This window comes from Streptomyces sp. NPDC031418 (assembly GCF_055581605.1).
On the sequence record NZ_JBVIJC010000028.1, the window covers coordinates 45,472 to 60,818 of the forward strand.

Annotated in this window: 14 protein-coding genes; 6 read left to right on the forward strand and 8 right to left on the reverse strand. The window is 71.3% G+C overall.

Translation table 11 applies throughout. From position 1 onward, the window contains the following. Positions 1-116 precede the first annotated feature (116 nt). From ACZ5CZ_RS32830 to ACZ5CZ_RS32850, 5 genes are all read right to left on the reverse strand, one after another. The gene (locus tag ACZ5CZ_RS32830; RefSeq protein WP_385846909.1) at positions 117-227 is read right to left on the reverse strand and encodes a putative leader peptide; all 111 of its coding nucleotides are present in this window, start codon (positions 225-227) and stop codon (positions 117-119) included. A 176-nt stretch (positions 228-403) separates the two neighbouring features. Further along, the gene (locus ACZ5CZ_RS32835; protein ID WP_468948026.1) at positions 404-1,462 is read right to left on the reverse strand and encodes an aliphatic sulfonate ABC transporter substrate-binding protein; all 1,059 of its coding nucleotides are present in this window, start codon (positions 1,460-1,462) and stop codon (positions 404-406) included. Between the two features lie 42 nt (positions 1,463-1,504). Then, entirely contained in the window at positions 1,505-2,236 is a 732-nt protein-coding gene (locus tag ACZ5CZ_RS32840; RefSeq protein WP_468948028.1) for an ABC transporter ATP-binding protein, read from the reverse strand. Next, entirely contained in the window at positions 2,233-3,126 is an 894-nt protein-coding gene (locus tag ACZ5CZ_RS32845) for an ABC transporter permease (RefSeq protein ID WP_468948030.1), read from the reverse strand. The genes ACZ5CZ_RS32840 and ACZ5CZ_RS32845 overlap by 4 nt, the downstream gene beginning before the upstream one ends. After that, positions 3,123-4,019: a TauD/TfdA dioxygenase family protein gene (locus ACZ5CZ_RS32850; RefSeq protein ID WP_468948032.1), complete on the reverse strand. Its 897-nt coding sequence runs from the start codon at positions 4,017-4,019 to the stop codon at positions 3,123-3,125. Before ACZ5CZ_RS32850 ends, ACZ5CZ_RS32845 begins: the two co-directional genes overlap by 4 nt. A 949-nt stretch (positions 4,020-4,968) precedes the next feature. On the opposite strand from ACZ5CZ_RS32850, the gene ACZ5CZ_RS32855 reads away from it, so the two are divergent. The 4 genes from ACZ5CZ_RS32855 to ACZ5CZ_RS32870 all read left to right on the forward strand — a co-directional run bounded on the left by ACZ5CZ_RS32855 (position 4,969) and on the right by ACZ5CZ_RS32870 (position 8,945). Then, a complete protein-coding gene (locus ACZ5CZ_RS32855; protein WP_468948034.1) occupies positions 4,969-5,892 on the forward strand; it encodes an LLM class F420-dependent oxidoreductase in 924 nt (307 codons plus the stop codon). A 106-nt stretch (positions 5,893-5,998) separates the two neighbouring features. Next, positions 5,999-6,823 carry a DUF1684 domain-containing protein gene (locus ACZ5CZ_RS32860; RefSeq protein WP_385846917.1) on the forward strand — a complete coding sequence of 275 codons (825 nt, stop codon included), beginning with the start codon at positions 5,999-6,001 and terminating at the stop codon, positions 6,821-6,823. Positions 6,824-7,013: 190 nt separating this feature from the next. Beyond that, a complete protein-coding gene (locus ACZ5CZ_RS32865) occupies positions 7,014-7,574 on the forward strand; it encodes an HdeD family acid-resistance protein (RefSeq protein ID WP_385846919.1) in 561 nt (186 codons plus the stop codon). 237 nt (positions 7,575-7,811) lie between these two features. Then, positions 7,812-8,945 carry an FUSC family protein gene (locus ACZ5CZ_RS32870; RefSeq protein WP_468948037.1) on the forward strand — a complete coding sequence of 378 codons (1,134 nt, stop codon included), beginning with the start codon at positions 7,812-7,814 and terminating at the stop codon, positions 8,943-8,945. A gap of 59 nt (positions 8,946-9,004) precedes the next feature. Here ACZ5CZ_RS32870 and ACZ5CZ_RS32875 read toward each other — a convergent pair whose 3' ends face one another. Continuing rightward, the gene (locus ACZ5CZ_RS32875; protein ID WP_468948144.1) at positions 9,005-10,195 is read right to left on the reverse strand and encodes a PucR family transcriptional regulator; all 1,191 of its coding nucleotides are present in this window, start codon (positions 10,193-10,195) and stop codon (positions 9,005-9,007) included. A 158-nt stretch (positions 10,196-10,353) separates the two neighbouring features. On the opposite strand from ACZ5CZ_RS32875, the gene ACZ5CZ_RS32880 reads away from it, so the two are divergent. After that, positions 10,354-11,751 (forward strand): alkyl sulfatase dimerization domain-containing protein, encoded by a 1,398-nt coding sequence (locus tag ACZ5CZ_RS32880; protein WP_468948039.1) that lies wholly within the window; start codon positions 10,354-10,356, stop codon positions 11,749-11,751. Between the two features lie 216 nt (positions 11,752-11,967). On the opposite strand, the gene ACZ5CZ_RS32885 is transcribed toward ACZ5CZ_RS32880, so the two are convergent. Next, positions 11,968-13,029, reverse strand: coding sequence for a sodium:calcium antiporter (locus tag ACZ5CZ_RS32885; protein ID WP_468948041.1), 1,062 nt, complete (start codon positions 13,027-13,029; stop codon positions 11,968-11,970). Positions 13,030-13,120: 91 nt separating this feature from the next. Beyond that, positions 13,121-14,323, reverse strand: coding sequence for a PP2C family protein-serine/threonine phosphatase (locus ACZ5CZ_RS32890; protein WP_468948146.1), 1,203 nt, complete (start codon positions 14,321-14,323; stop codon positions 13,121-13,123). 613 nt (positions 14,324-14,936) lie between these two features. On the opposite strand from ACZ5CZ_RS32890, the gene ACZ5CZ_RS32895 reads away from it, so the two are divergent. Continuing rightward, positions 14,937-15,317: a peptidase inhibitor family I36 protein gene (locus ACZ5CZ_RS32895; RefSeq protein ID WP_385846925.1), complete on the forward strand. Its 381-nt coding sequence runs from the start codon at positions 14,937-14,939 to the stop codon at positions 15,315-15,317. Positions 15,318-15,347: the final 30 nt, after the last annotated feature.

Below are 15,347 nucleotides of genomic sequence, written 5' to 3' on the forward strand. Positions count from 1 at the left end.
TGCCGGGCCCGCCGGGGCTACGGGGATGCGACGACGGAACCCTGAGCGGGGCTCACCTGGGCACGCCGAACGGCACGATGTGCCGTGGGGGGGCGTCGGCGTGGAAGCTGCGCAGGTCAGCCCATGCGGCCGAGCGCGCTGCACACGCGGAGCAGGTCGATGTGACGTCGGGAAGTCAGCAGAGGCGAACGGCTCACTCGGACGGTGACCGGAGCAAGGCGCCTCATGTTTCCCTACCTGTTCGCTAGGATTCCTTACCGAGTGTCGATGCACCGGCCACGGACGTCAAGGGGTCCGTCCCGCATGGCGGACATCCCGATGGACGGCGGCACGCCCGCCGTGGCCGCCCGGTCGGGTGCGGTCGCTCCGGGAGGGGGTCAGGCATGGGCACTCGCCGGTGCGCTCATGAGGTGACCTTGAGCTTGGAGCTGTCGTAACCGGCGGGGAGAAGGTTGTCAGTGATCGACTCGACGTCGACCTTCTTGGTGATCTGGCCCGCGTCCAGGAAGGCGTCGGCGAGATGCTGCTCCAGTGCGATGTCCGGCTGCTCCACCGGGGTGACCCGGTTCGAGTAGGCGGCCAGGGAGGCCTTGGCGTCGGCGAGCGGGATGCTCTGCTCCTTCGCCAGCGCCTGCGCGTACTTCTCCGGGTTCTTGACGCCCCAGGCGAACTCCCGCGACAGCCTCTTCAGGACGTCCGTGAGGGCCGCACGCTTGGCCTCGTCCTTCAGCGAGGAGTCACTGGCGACGTAGTAACTGCTCGTCTGGTCGATCGGCGGAAGCCCCTTCACCAGGATCCGGGCACCGTTCTTGACCGCGATCGCGGACTGCGGGTTCCAGATCGACCAGGCGTCCACCTTGCCGGTGTTGAACGCGGTCGCGCCGGCCGCCGGGTCGAGGAAGACCAGCTTCACGTCCTTGGGGGTGAGGCCGACGCTCTTCAGGGCGTTGAGGGCCAGACCGTGGGCCGAACTGCCCTGCGGGACGGCGATCTTCTTGCCCTTGAGGTCCGCGGCCGTCCTCAGCTCGGAGCCCTTGGGCACGATGATGTTCTCCACCGCCTGGTCGGGCGTGAGTGAACGGTTCACGGCGACGATCTTGAAGCCGTACTCCTTCGCGGCACCGGTGATCGGCGGTACGTCGCCGACGCTGCCGAGGTCGATGTCGCCGGAGGCGGCGGCCTGGATGAGCGGCGGGCCGTAGGTGAAGCGGGCGAACTTCACCTTGTAGGGGGCGTTGTCGAACACGCCGGTGACCTTGGCCAGTTCCTGGCTGCCGTCCCCGCCGTTGTCGCCGATGGTGAAGGTGTACTTGCTCCACTCGGGGTGCTTGGCATCGCGTGCGTCGGCGGCGTTGCTCAGCGGCGCGGGCGTGTCCGACGACGGCGATCCGCAGGCGACGAGGGTGCCCGCCAGGGTGAGCGAGCCGAGGATGGCGATGAGTCCGGTGGTTCTTCTGCGCATGGTCGTCGTTCTTTCTGTGCCGGGTGAGGGTGTTCGCTGAGGTCAGTGGCGGCCGGCGAGGCCGAGGTCTTCCAGGAGCCGGGCGCGGAGCTCCTCGCGGGCGACGCTCGCTTCGCGGTCGGCGGCGGGGAGCCGGACCTCGTGCGAGGTGCCGATGCGGCCGTTGCTCATGACGATGATGCGGTCCGCCAGGGCGATGGCCTCGTCGACGTCGTGGGTGACGAGCAGCATGGCGGCCTGGTGCCTGGTGCGCAGCGCGCGGACGAGGTCGTGCATGCGCAGCCTGGTGATGGCGTCGAGCGCCGCGAACGGTTCGTCGAGCAGGACGAGTTCGGGCTCCGAGACCAATGCCCGGGCGAGGGAGACCCGCCCGGCCTCGCCGCCGGAGAGTTCCTTCGGCCACGCCTTCTCGCGGCCCGCGAGTCCGACCTCGGCGAGCACGGCGCGGGCCCGCTGTTCGGCGTCGGGCCCGTGCAGGCCGAGCGTGACGTTGCGCAGCACCCGCTGCCACGGCAGCAGCCGGTCGGCCTGGAAGACGATCGCGCGCCGGGCCGGGACCTCCACCCGCCCGCCGTCGGGCCGGTCGAGTCCGGCGAGCAGACGCAGCAGGGTGCTCTTGCCGCAGCCCGACGGGCCGAGCAGGATCACCAACTCCCCGTCGGCGATGGTGAGATCGAGGCCGTCGAGCACCGTCCGGTCGCCGAAGCGGCGGACCACCTGCTCGACGACGACTCCGGTCCGCCGGCGGAACTCCGTTGCGGTCGTGCTGCTCATGACGCCTCATAACCGGGGCGCCACCGCAGCAGCACCCGCTCCAGAGCCCGTACGAACTGGTCGGCGAGCAGTCCGAGGAGCGAGTAGATCACCAGCCCCACGAAGACCTGGTTGGTCTGCAAATACGTCTGTCCCTGGGTGATGAGGAAGCCGAGTCCCTGGTCGGCGTTGACCGTCTCCGCCGCGACGAGGCCCAGGACGCTGTACGCGAGGGAGAACCGCAGGCCGACCAGGAACCCCGGCAGGGCGCCGGGCACCAGCACCCGCGTCACCAGGCGCCAGGTGCCCGCTCCCGTCGTGCGTGCCATCTCGATGAGCCGCTGGTCGACGCCCCGGATGGCGGCGAACAGGTTGAGGTACATCGGCACGCCGGCGCCGAAGGAGATCAGCAGCACCTTGGTGAGTTCGTCGATGCCGAACCACACGATCATCAGCGGCAGCACGGCGAGGAGGGGGATCGTGTTGAGCACCTGCACGAGCCCGTTGAACAGGTACTCGCCGCTGCGCAGCAGGCCGCCGAGCACGCCGGTGACGATGCCCGCCGTCAGGCCGATGGCGAGACCGATACCGGCCCGCTGGAGCGAGATGGCCAGGTCGGGTCCGAGAACGCCCTGCTGCCACAGGTCGACGGCCGACCGCACGACCGAGGTCGGCGCAGGAGCGTACGTCTTCGACACCACCCCGGCCCGGGCGAGTGCCTCCCAGGCGACGAGGACCGCGACCGGGGTGGTGTAGATGCCCAGAGGCCAGCGCAGGCGCTCGCGCAGTCTGCTGAGCGGCGTCCGGCGGCGGGCGCCGCGTGGCAGGAAGACCTCCCGTGACCGCGCGCTCGTCGCCCCGGCGGCCGGGCGCTCGGTGGCGGCCGGCGCCTTCAGGCCCAGCTCGGTCATGCCGCCACCGCCAGCACACCGCTGTAGTGCGAGGAGTCGCCGACGAGCTGCTCGCTGCGGCGGCCGTCGACACCGGTCGGCACCTCACCGGCGACCGTCACCCGGTTGAGGCGGCGCGGATGGTCGTCGTAGTTGTCGACCCCGTAGTGCTGGGTGATGCGGTTGTCGAAGATCAGCAGCTGGTTCGGGGACCACCTCCAGCGCAGGATGTTCTCCGGCCGCGTCACGTACGACTGAAGGACGCGCAGCACATCGGCCGACTCGCCGCTCGACAGGCCGACGATCCGCTTGGCGAACCCGCCGATGAACAGGCCGCGTTCGCCCGTCAGGGGATGCACCCGTACGACCGGGTGCTCCGCCTCGTACGGCGTCGAGACGAAGACGCGGTCGTACTCCTGCTGTTCGGCGGTCGCGGACGGGGGTCGCGCGTAGTCGTACTGGTTGGTGTGCACGACGCGCAGCGAGTCCGCCAGGGTGCGCAGCGCCTCGGGCAGATCGCGGTACGCCGCGGCGGCGTTGGCGATGAGCGTCTCGCCGCCGTACGGCGGGACCACCACGGACCGCAGTGTGGTGAGCTGCGGCGGGTTGACGACGAAGGTGACGTCCGTGTGCCATTCGTTGGCCTTGGAGGTCGCGCTGTCGACGGCGAGCACGTTGGTCGTGCCGTCCGCGGCGGGCACGTTGGGATGAGCGGTCGTCAGCTCGCCGAACCAGCCGGCCACGCGTTCCTGGCCGGCGTTGTCGAGGCGCACGTCGTCGAACACGATCGCCTTGTGCTCGTTGAGGGCGTCTCGGAGCGTGGTGATCGTCGCGAAGTCCGGCGACGCCGTGAGGTCGACGCCCTCCACGACTGCGCCGATACGGCCGGTGAGCTTGCGGATGGACACAGACATGAGAGGTCCCTCTCGGTCGGACGGGCACACCACGGTGTGCCGGACGTCTTGGTGAGCGCTGACGGTGCGCAGGGCTGATCGACCGGCACGCGGAGTCGTCCGGGCCGGTCAGGAAGGTGTGGGTGGTCGCGGGACCGCTAAGGCCGCTGTCCCGGCGACCGGGCCGGCGTACGCGGACGGCCTCCCCGCTCGTACGGCGCGAAGAGCTACCAGCGGACGGCTGGGCCGGTCCCGTGGGAAGGCAACGCGGGAGAGGCGGATTCACCCGCCTCGGGCCGCGGCGCGCCGACTACGCGCCCGCGCCGCTGCCGGCGACCACTCGCCGGGTCAGCGACAACAAAACGCGCTGGAGACGTGCGCCAGATCGATGTGGCGCCGCCGAGTGAGGTCCACGCGCGGGTTCATGGCAGGGGAGTTCAGCAGAAGCCCACCTGGTCGGTCAATGCCTGCCCGGACGGGTCTTGCATTGCGGACACGCGGTGCCGCACACATCCCGGCCGGAGAGGTGACTCCGCTGTGTCCGACCTTGACACTCGCCGGGGCAGGCGACGTACGTTGAAAGGGAGATCCCTGACATCCGGAGGCTTTGATGCACGTACAGGGCGCGGTACCGCGCGGTGCGTGCACCGGTGCGCGGCTCATCACCCGGCGGCATGTCGACTTCTGCCGTACCTCCTCCGCGGTCTGTCCTTCCGCACACATCTGACACCGGCGGCCGACCCGCCGGCCGTCCTCTCGTGGCCCTGTCGCCGCGAGTCCTCGTGTGTGCCCCGGGTCGTCCCGGAGCCACAGGAACGCGGGTCTACCGCACCGAGTACACCGGCACCCACCGGCACGACCACCTCGGCCTGCGCGCGCCCCTCGGCACAGGAGCACGACACATGGTCGACAAGAAACTGTCACACGCGGACCGGAATGCGGCTGCGTCCGGCGCCCGTTCTGGACTGACATGACTGTTGGAGTAGCGCTCAACGCGGCCGACGCGCCCAACCAGATCGACGCCACCGTTCAACTGGCCCGGGAGGCGGCGGAGTTCGGACTCACGTCGGCCTGGTTCGGGCAGACCCTCGGCGCGGACTCACCCCAGCTCGCGGCCCTCGTCGGACGCGAAGTGCCCGGGCTACAGGTCGGCACCTCGGCGATCCCCGTCTTCGGCCGGCACCCGCTGCTGGTCTCCAGCCAGGCCCAGACCGCCCAGGCCGCAACCCACGGCCGCTACCACCTCGGGCTGGCCCTGGGCACGAAGCTGCTGACGGAGACCAGCTTCGGCCTGCCCTTCGAACGGCCCATCGCCCGGCTTCGTGAATTCCTCACCGTCCTGCGGCAGTTGACCGAGACCGGCACGGCAAACTTCCACGGCGAGCTGCTGACGGCCACCACCCCGACCCCCGCACGGGTCCCGGGCGCGGAGGGCGGTGTGCCCCTGCTGGTCGCCGCGATGGGGCCGCAGGCGCTGCGGGTCAGCGGCGAGCTGGCGGACGGGATCCTGCCCTACCTGGCGGGACCGCGCGCCCTGGCGGACCACATCGTGCCCGCCCTGCACGCGGCCGCCGAGGCCGCGGGCCGCCCGGCGCCCCGGGTCGTGGCGCTGGTGCCCGGTGTCGTCACGGACGACGTGGACGCGGTGCGGGCCAGGACCACCGAGAAGCTCGCGTTCTACGAGCAGTTCCCGTCCTACGCACGCGCCATCGAGCTGTCGGGCGGGCGGCGGGCCGCCGACCTGGCGGTGATCGGTGACGAGAAGACCGTCGAGGCCGAGGTACGGCGCTACCGCGACGCCGGCGCCACGGAGGTCGTGTTCTCGTTCACCGAGATCGCCGGAGAGGCGGACCGCCGACGCACCTGGCGGCTTCTCGGCCAACTGGTTCGCTGAGCAGGCCTGTCGGTCCCCTCGCACCCGACAGCCGCCTCGACGAACGCACCCCGACGCGACTGACGCCCCTGCACCGAAGCACAGCCCGACACGAAGGAGACCCCCCATGACCACCGAGGCCACCCCCACGGACCTCCATGTCTTCACCGAGACATGGCTGGAGTGGTATCGCGCCCAGGAGGCCCGCCTCGCCGACCCGCACGGCTTCCTGGCGGTCACCGGCCTGCACTGGCTCGACGACCGGCCGCAGCGGTTCCCGGACGCGCCCGGCGCCTGGCACACCGGCCCCGAGGGGGTCGTCGTATCCCTGGACGACGGCGAGGAACTGGTCGTCGACGGAACCCCGGTGCACGGCGAGCACCGCTTCGGTGTGATCCCCGAGCGCGGCGGCGTCAACGCCGTCTGGGGAGACGCCGTGATCGAGGTCGCCCGGCGCGGCGGACAGGACATCGTGCGCCCCCGACACCCGGACGCACCGCTGCGCACGGGCTTCACCGGAACCCCCGCCTACGCCCCCGACCCTCGCTGGGCGGTCACCGGCCGCTACGTCCCCTTCGACACACCGCGGCCGACCACCGTCGGCGCCGCGGTCGAAGGGCTGGAGCACGTCTACGACGCGCCGGGCAGGATCGAGTTCGAGCTGGACGGACGGCAGTTGTCGCTGACGGCGTTCCCGGGCTCCGGTGAGGGCCGGCTCCTGGTGCTGTTCACCGACGCGACCTCCGGCGTCACCACGTACGCGGCCAACCGGGCCCTGACCGTGGAACCGCCCGCCGCCGACGGCACGGTCGTCCTGGACTTCAACCGGGCCTCGAACCTGCCGTGCGCCTACACCGACCTGGCCACCTGCCCGCTGCCCCCGGCCGAGAACCGGTTGCCGGTGGCGATCGAGGCCGGGCAGAAGATCCCCCGGGAGCGCGGCGGTTCCTGAGCCGCCCCGGCCACCGGTCGCGTCACGGCGCCTGCGGGTGTCCAGGCCTTCGGTCACGCCCCGTCGATCGGCACGAACGATGCGCGCCGCGCTGGGTACCCGCACCTCCCCGGCCTCAACCCTCGCCGGTAGGGGCCAGAAGTCGGGGTACGCGTGACGGAACGGTTCGACCGAGCGAAGGGATGAGCGAGTGCGTCAGCAGCTGATGTGGATGCTGGTACTGCGGGGTACGGCGGCCTTGTTGTTCGGGATCGCCGCACTGGTGTGGCCGGGGGTGACGGTGCTGGCGCTGGCGCTGCTGTTCGGCGCCTACGCGCTCGTCGACGGCGTGACGCTGCTGGTGAGCGCCTTGCGCAAGGAAGGGGACAAACTCCACCGCCTGGCGCATGCGGTCGGCGGTGTCCTGAGCATCGCGGCCGGCGTGATCACTATCGCCTGGCCCGGACTGACCGCGCTGGCCCTGGTCGCCCTCGTCGGCGCCTGGGCCGTGATCACCGGCATCGCCGAGATCTGGGCAGCGGTGCACTTCCGCCGGGAGCTGCACCATGAGTGGTTGCTGTTCCTGGCCGGTGCCGCCTCCGTGATCGCCGGGGTGCTGATCTGGGCCCGGCCGGACGTGGGCGCGATCACCGTTGCACAGATCATCGGGCTCTACGCGCTGATCTCCGGCGCGCTGGTACTGGGTACGGCCTGGCGGCTGCACGCCACCACCGCCCCAGCGCATACGGCCCGCCACGCCCGGCACGCCTAGCGATCCACGCGCCCGCTGCGGTCGGGCCCGCGAAGAAACAGGAGGGCCCGACCACCGACTGGACTGGCGCCACGGCTACCCCTGCGCGCTCGCCGTCATGGCACTCGGCGGCGGGCGGCGGCAGCGAACGTTCCGTCGCAACGGCTCGCTGTGACGAGGCCGCCCGCCGCCCCGGCGGCCTTCCTGATCCGCCCCGCATCGGCATAGGTACCCCCGACCGGTGGCACCTGCACTGGCATGCAGGTGATACGAGCAGTGGTGCATGGCGTACGGCGCCCGGGGCAGGCGGTGAGGCGGGCGTACGCGGGGCCGTGCCGCGAGCGGGACCTGGCCGTGCAGGCGGGAAAGGCGGCGCTGGCCGCGTGGATCGCCTGGGCGCTGGCAGGCTGGTGGCTCAAGGCCCCCATGGCCTTCGTCGCACCCTGGGTGGCGATCGCGCTGGTGGAGTCGACCGTCTTCCGGTCCGTCGCGCATGGACTACAGCAGCTGGCCTCGATCGCCACGGGCACCATCGTGGCCACCGCGGCCGCGCTGCTGCTGCACAACACGATGCTGACGATGGCCCTGGTACTGCCCACGGTGGTGCTGCTGGGCCAGTGGCAGCGCCTTGGCAGCCAGGGCATCTACGCGGCCACCGGCGCTCTGTTCGTGCTCACCAGCGGTTCCGTCAGCATCGCGACCGCCACCGCCCGCATCACCGAGTCCGCCTTCGGGGCCGTCGTCGGCATCACCGTCAACGCGCTGATCCGTCCCCCGCTCTACCTGGGGGACGCCCGGGCCGCCTTGCAGGACGCCACCCGCGAGGCACACGACATCCTTCAGGCGGTGGCCGAAGGCCTGGCCGAGCAACGGTGGAACGCCGACGAGGCCGGCACCTGGCACGAGCGCGCCCTGCGGCTGCAACGCCTGGTCGAACAGGCCCGTACCACCCTTGGCCACAGCCGGGAGAGCCAGCGCATCAACCTCCGCCGCCGCATCGGCGTCAAGTCCGCTCCCGGCGAGGACTACGGCGACGTGGTGCTCGTCCTGGAATACGCCGCGGTCCACACCACCGGTGTCACCCGTACCGTGCTGGAGGCCACCGCCGAAGACCGCCCCGCCGCCCGGCCCCGCCCCACCCTCGCCCGCCACTACGCCGACTTCCTGCGCCGGACCGCTCACGCCCTCCACCTCTACAGCCACTGCCGCTTCGGCCATCGAAGCGACCGCGAGCTGCGTGAGGCCGTCGCCGAGCTGCACACGACGCTCGACGCGCTGCGCCGCCACGTGACCCACTCCGGACCGAACCACCCCGACGAAGTCGCCACCTACGGCGCCCTGCTGTCCCAGGCCCACCGCCTCGCCGACCAGCTCGTCACCTCACCGTCGTGACCCCGGCCGGCGTGGCACCGAACCGGCGTCGCCACGCCTGTGTCTCTGCCCCCGAGACCTCAGAGACCGGTCTCCCGCAGCAGCAGCGCGGCAATGGCGGTGGCCGTCCCCTTCGGGGTGGTGAGGTCGATGCCGGTGCGCTCCGTGGTCCTGGCGAGGCGGTTGTCGACCGTGTTGGGGTGCAGCCCGAGGGCGACGGCCGTGGCCCGGCGGTCCTGGCCGTGGGCCAGGTGGACGCGGAGGGTCTCCAGCAGTTCGGGGCGGTCCGCGACCGGGTCGAGGAGCGCGGCGATCCGGCGGCCGCTCTCGCCGGGCCGGGACAAGTGGTACTCCAGGAGCACGTCGTCCAGCCGGTGCAGTCCCGGAGGCAGACCGCAGGCCCGCGCCACACGCAGGATCTCCCCGGCGGTGCGGGCCGCCCCGGGCACGTCGGCGGGGGTCGGGGCCGGTGCGACGGCGAGTCGCAACGGGCCGCCCGCCGCCCTGGCCAGCCGCCGGACCAGGTCCTCCGGCAGCTCCACCGCCCCCGGCACGATCGCACGGCCGCTGTCCGCCCCGGCGTCGAGGAGGGCGGGCACCTCGCCCCCGAAGGCCTGGTCAAGCGCAGTCTGGAGTCGGCGCAGCCGGCGGCGGACGGCGACGGCGCCTTCGCCCGGCCCTGCCGTGGGCGCGGTGATCCCACCGACCGCGAGGACGAGGCACGGGCCGTCGAGGCCGAGCTGTTCGATCAGGACGTGGCTGGGAGGCAGCGTCCCGTCGAGGAGGCCGCGCACCAGCGAGCGGCGGTGAGCGTGCCGCTCGGCGTCGATCGCGGAGCGCTCGTCGAGATATGTCTCGGCGACGGCGCCCACGAGGCCGTGGTGGGAGCCGAGCAGCACGTCGGTGAGTTCCACGAGGGCGGCCTCGTCCCCGGGGCCCGCCGCTTCCCGCAGCGCCTGCCACAGCACGTACACGCCGAGCGCGTGGGTGCGCAGAAGCAGGTGGAGCGGCATGCCCTCCTCGGCGCGCTGGGCGGCGCGCTCGAGGAACAGCCCGTGGTCGCGGGTCGCCGCCGTGTCCGGCTCCAGGACGCGGCGCAGGAAGAGCCGGACGCCGTGCCGTATGGTCGCCGCGATCTCCAGGTCCTTCATCTCGGCGGGCAGCTCCGCGTACCCGGGGAGCGTTTCGAAGGAGTCACGGGTCATCCTACGGGCGAGCTCGTTGACCCTGGGCTCGCAGCGCAGGGCGAGGGCACGGGCCGCCTCGGACATCTCGTGCACGGTCGCTCCTCCCGGGACGTCGCGAGGTTGTGACGGGTCACAGTACTCACCGCTCGGGGCTGTGACGCGAAGGGGTGCCGCGGCCGACGTGGGCAGCCGAGACTTGTCGTCCTGGCATGGCGCCACACCTCACCGAAGGAGCAGCTGGTATGACCGAGCACAGGGCGACCGGCGGTCCCGAGCCGATGGACTACCTGTCCTACGCCGACCGCGTGTGGCGGGGCGAGGAGACCCTGCTGCCCCACCTGACCGGCACGTTCACCTCGGACCAGCTGATCCCGATCGGCGAACGCACCGGCTTCTTCCCCGCCTTCGCGAACGTGGCCGTGTTCGACACCGGAGCGGGGCTCGTCCTGGTCGACTCCGGCGACGTCCGGACCGCGACACAGCTGCACACCGCGGTACGGGCCTTCAGCCCCGACCCGGTGCGCGCCGTGGTCTACACACACGGCCACGTCGATCACGTCTTCGGGGTCGCCCCCTTCGATGCCGAGCGGATACGTCCGGAGGTGATCGCCCACGAGGGCGTCGTCGACCGCTTCGACCGCTATGCGGCGACCGCCGGCTACAACTCCTGGATCAACCGGCGCCAGTTCGGCGTCCCCGGTCTGGAGTGGCCGACTTCGTACCGGTATCCCGACACGACCTACCGCGACCGGCTGACGGTGCGTCACGGTGACATGACGTTCGAGCTGTTCCACGCTCGCGGGGAGACGGACGACCACACCTATGTGTGGGTGCCGGAACTCCGCACGCTCTGCACGGGTGACCTCTTCATATGGAACTCGCCCAACGCCGGCAATCCGCAGAAGGTGCAGCGCTACCCGGAGGAGTGGGCTCGAGCCCTGCGGGCCATGGGCGCGCTGGGCGCCGAGGTGCTGCTGCCGGGGCACGGCATCCCCATCGTGGGCGCGGACCGGGTCACGCAGGCCCTGGACGACACCGCGCGCCTGCTGGAGTCGTTGTGCGCGCAGACCCGCGAGCTGATGAACGCGGGGCTGCGCCTGGACGCCGTCATCCACGGGGTGAAGGTGCCCGAGGAGTTGCTCGCGAAGCCGTACCTGCACCCTGCCTACGACGAGCCTGAGTTCGTCGTGCGGAACCTGTGGCGGCTGTGGGGCGGCTGGTACGACCAGAATCCGGCGAACCTCAAGCCGGCGCCGGAGGCTGCGGTCGCCGCGGAGCTCGCGGACGCGGCCGGCGGAGCGCTCGTCCTGGCGGAGCGCGCGGTGCGCCTCCTGGCGGAGGGAAAGCTGCGGCTCGCGTCGCACCTGGCGGAGACGGCCGCCCTCGCGGCACCCGAAAACACCGCGGTGGCCGGGATCCGGGCACAGCTGTACGCGACCCGGGCCGAGCGGGAGACATCGACGATGGCCCGGGGGGTGTTCCACTGGGCGGCGGCGGAGTCGGCGGCGGTCGTCGAGGGGACGGACGTGGCCACCGAACTGACGCGCTCGGCCGAAGGCCGGGCCCGGGCCGCGGGGGCGATCAGCGTGGGTGTGGTCGCCTCTCCGGCCGGTAGCGGCCCCACGGACACGTGCTGCTGACGGGCGCGACGGCAAAAGGCAGCCTGGGCAGACGACTTGACCACTACTGCCCGAAGCCAAGCTGCCGATGCCGTGGGCAGCTGCCGGTCTCGGCAACCTCATCGTCACCCGGTCCTGCTGGACGCGGCCGGGACCCCTGTCGGAACGGCCGGCTCCACGACGCCCTGCACCATGGCGATCAAGGCGCGGTGGTGTTCCCGACCGGCCACGGTCTGGTCAGCCACCGATGGTGGTCAGACCGGCGATGCCGACGGCGTACAGGACCAGGACGGCGATGCTGTCGACACCCATCCGCAGATACTGCCGCCGTGGCCGGAAGATCAGCCCGGCGATGTAGACGGTGGTCAGGATGATCCCGAGCGCGGTGAGATAGATGTCGGTGTGATGCGCCGCGGGAAGCATCGGCTTGCCGGAGATCACGGTGGCGAGCAGGAACAGCACCGGAAGGAAGGCGTTGCCGCCGAAGATGTCGCTGATGGCGAGCTGGTAGTCGCCCAGCTTCGTCGAGGTCAGCCCGGTGCTGATCTCCGGCAGCGAGGTGGCGGTGGCCAGCACCGTGGCACCGAAGAGCACGCCGCCCAGGCCCTGCCGGGCGAAGAACTCCTCACCGCTTCGCTCGATCACCACACCGGCGACCAGCGTCGCCACCGCGGCGGCGGTGAAGACCAGCACCGCTCGCCCGGTGCTCACCCCCTTGCCGGTGGCGGCCTTCTCCTTCTTGCCCTTGGAGTGACCCCGCGGCTCCGGCTGGGCGCCGGGCGCGTCCCCGCCCTCGCGCCACGGCAGCCCCTTGCCGGCCCGGTCCAGCAGCAGACCGACGACCCAGAACACGGCGATGGCCAGGTCTGCCGGGCTGAGCCGGGCGAAGGCCAGGCCACCGGGCAACTGCGTGCCCATGACCACCACGCCGAGCACGGCGATGACCAGCGCGCCCTCCAGAACCAGGACCAGGCTGGCGGCCATACGGGTCAGCGGGGCACGCGGCCGTCCCCCGGCCGCGTCCAGGACGACCAGCACCACCGTCTGGACGGCGATTCCGCCCAGGATGTTGCCCACCGCCACACCGAGCTGACCGGCCACGGCCGCGCTGGCCGTGATGGCGAGCTCGGGCAGGTTCGTGGCGATCGCCAGAAGGATCAAGCCGCCCAATGCACTGCCGAGGTGGAGGCGTTCGGAGAGCACGTCGGTGTTGTCCGACAGCTTGATCCCGGCGTACCAGATCACGGCCGCGCTGGCCAAGAACAGCACCAGCAGTACAGGTGAGCTCGGAGATCCCATGAGTCGCCGGGTACCCGAGGCGAGGGGAAGTATCGATCTTCGGCCCCGTGGCCACGCCGAAGAGGCCCAGGGCAGCCCTTGGTTCACACGTTCACATGGTGTTGGAGCCGCCGCTGGTGGGGCGCTGTCCGGTACGGCTGCCGTGCCAGTCGAGGACCATCGCGGTGGCATCGTCAGGCAGAGATCCTGCGCAGGCCTCATGGACCGCCCCCGTCAGGGTTCGCACCACTTCGCGGGGGTGTTCGTCGCGGGTGGCGTGGAGCAGGGCGGGAAGGTCGACCCTGGCGGCTGCGCGTTCCCTCATACCGTCGGTGGTCAGGACCAGGCGGTCGCCGGGCTCCAGACGCAGCCGCTGAGTCTGGTAGGCGACCGGGGCGGGCACGCCGAACGGCATGTTCACTGCGAGGGTCAGCTCCTCCACATCGTTGCCGCGCAGGCGCAGCGGCCAGGGATGGCCGGCGTTGACCAGTTCGCAGGTGCCGGTTTCCAGCCGGATGCGCAGCAGTTGGCCGGTGGTCATGCCGTGGCCGTGGCTGGTGATCGCCTGGTGGGCGGCATGGGCCTGGCCGAGAAGGCTGTGCCCTGCGCGGCGGGCGCCGCGCAGCGCGTTCACGGTCAGTGTGGCCAGCAGCGCGGAGGCGGTGTCGTGGCCCATCGCGTCGGTGATCGACAGGTAAAGGGCGTCTTGGTCGAGGGCGTAGTCGTAGGTGTCGCCGCCAATGTCGTCAGCCGGTACCAGACCACCCACGAGGGTGAACTGCGCGGCCTCGCAGCAGGACGCCGTCGGCAGCAACTGGTGCTGGATCTCCGCGGCCAGGCTCATCGTGGTGGTGCGCCGGCCCCGGTGGTAGAGGTCGGTGAAGCGGCGGTCGGTGACCACGATGTACGCCAGCGCGTGTGCGGCCTGCGTCACCCCCTCCCGCACCGCGTCGTCGGCTTCGGGTACGACCATGTCCAGGACGCCGATACAGTCGCCGCGGTTGGTCACCGGGGCCAGCAGCCGACAGCCGCCCTCTTCGTCCCGCTCCTGGTGCAGGCGCTGGGAGCGCAGCACCCGGTCGTAGACGCTGCCCACGAGCCTGAGTCTCTCCGCCGTGCCCCGCTCCTGCGCAGCCGTGCCGGCTCTGGGCAGCCGTACGGCGTCCTGCCCGATCATGTCCACGAGCCAGAACGACACCTCGTTCGCCGAGAACCTCTTCTCCAGGTGGCGGGCCACGACGTCGACCGACTCCACCGGCGCGCCGTCCTCGGCCGCCCGCAGCACCTCATCCAGACCCAACCCCTCGCCATCCAGCACAGGCACCTCCCAGTCCACCATCCCGAATTCCCGGCAGACCGGCCCGGGATGCCGACCATCCACCCGCAGGCTCCTGCCGGCCCGCCGTGACGGGCTACAACTTCGTCGGCCGCCTGCCGGCCGGTGCCGGCGACTCCACCAGGCGAGGCCGACCCGCGCGGGGGCCGGACTCGGCGCGGATCCGGTCCATGACTTCCGGCTTTCGGCCTCTCCCCCGGCCACCGCAGCGTGCGCCGGGAACAGCGGGAGGAAGGAGTTGCCGGACCTGTTCCTCGTTCAGGCGCGGCGCCAACCACCAGTTCCAACAGCACGCCGGTGAAGCCCTGATACGAACCCCCGGGCGTGGTGGGCCTTGGAAATCACCGGGTGAGATCGTCACCCCTCTGCGAGGTCCGACACTCGTTCCGGTGACTGCCCAGCGCGACACGCTGATGATCGGTGGGATCCGGTGGTCGATGCCGTAGTAATCAACGAAAGGCTGGGCATCCGTCCGCTCGCTGGCAGTCGTCCGCGCCGAGGCGGCGGGCGGGTCACCGAGCGGCGGCTGCACGAGCGCGCCGTCGCCGCAGCCCTTCCTCTTCATCTCCGCACCGATCGAAGGATCTCTCCTGTGAAGCGTCCGACCGCCGTTCTGGCCGCTGCGCTGCTTGCCGCCGGGGCTCTTGCTACTGCCCCTGCCCCCGCCTCAGCCACATCAGCCGCCGTCTGCCCCGCCGGGAACTTCTGCGTGTGGACCGGACCGGACTTCACCGGCCAACGGTTCGTCTTCAGCGGCGACGATGAAGAGTGGGAAGACGCCATGTCGCAGAAGGACGCCTCCTGGGCTAACCACGGCCAGTCCAGCCCCGGAGTCAAGGACCACGTCAAGGTCTACAGCGGGCGCGACTACACAGGCGACGTCACTCTCTGCCTCGCGCCCGGCCAGGAAGTCTCCAACAACAGCGCGGCTGCCGGTCGGGGAGCGTCCAGCGAATGGACGACGTCCTGCTGACCCACGTCCGACCACAACGCCAGGACAGAC

Bases quoted from the DNA above. Each gene is read 5' to 3' on its own strand.
- ACZ5CZ_RS32830 (WP_385846909.1), bottom strand. From the start codon at position 227: ATGAGGCGCCTTGCTCCGGTCACCGTCCGAGTGAGCCGTTCGCCTCTG.
- ACZ5CZ_RS32835 (WP_468948026.1), bottom strand. From the start codon at position 1,462: ATGCGCAGAAGAACCACCGGACTCATCGCCATCCTCGGCTCGCTCACC.
- ACZ5CZ_RS32840 (WP_468948028.1), bottom strand. From the start codon at position 2,236: ATGAGCAGCACGACCGCAACGGAGTTCCGCCGGCGGACCGGAGTCGTC.
- ACZ5CZ_RS32845 (WP_468948030.1), bottom strand. From the start codon at position 3,126: ATGACCGAGCTGGGCCTGAAGGCGCCGGCCGCCACCGAGCGCCCGGCC.
- ACZ5CZ_RS32850 (WP_468948032.1), bottom strand. From the start codon at position 4,019: ATGTCTGTGTCCATCCGCAAGCTCACCGGCCGTATCGGCGCAGTCGTG.
- ACZ5CZ_RS32855 (WP_468948034.1), top strand. From the start codon at position 4,969: ATGACTGTTGGAGTAGCGCTCAACGCGGCCGACGCGCCCAACCAGATC.
- ACZ5CZ_RS32860 (WP_385846917.1), top strand. From the start codon at position 5,999: ATGACCACCGAGGCCACCCCCACGGACCTCCATGTCTTCACCGAGACA.
- ACZ5CZ_RS32870 (WP_468948037.1), top strand. From the start codon at position 7,812: ATGCAGGTGATACGAGCAGTGGTGCATGGCGTACGGCGCCCGGGGCAG.
- ACZ5CZ_RS32875 (WP_468948144.1), bottom strand. From the start codon at position 10,195: ATGTCCGAGGCGGCCCGTGCCCTCGCCCTGCGCTGCGAGCCCAGGGTC.
- ACZ5CZ_RS32880 (WP_468948039.1), top strand. From the start codon at position 10,354: ATGACCGAGCACAGGGCGACCGGCGGTCCCGAGCCGATGGACTACCTG.
- ACZ5CZ_RS32885 (WP_468948041.1), bottom strand. From the start codon at position 13,029: ATGGGATCTCCGAGCTCACCTGTACTGCTGGTGCTGTTCTTGGCCAGC.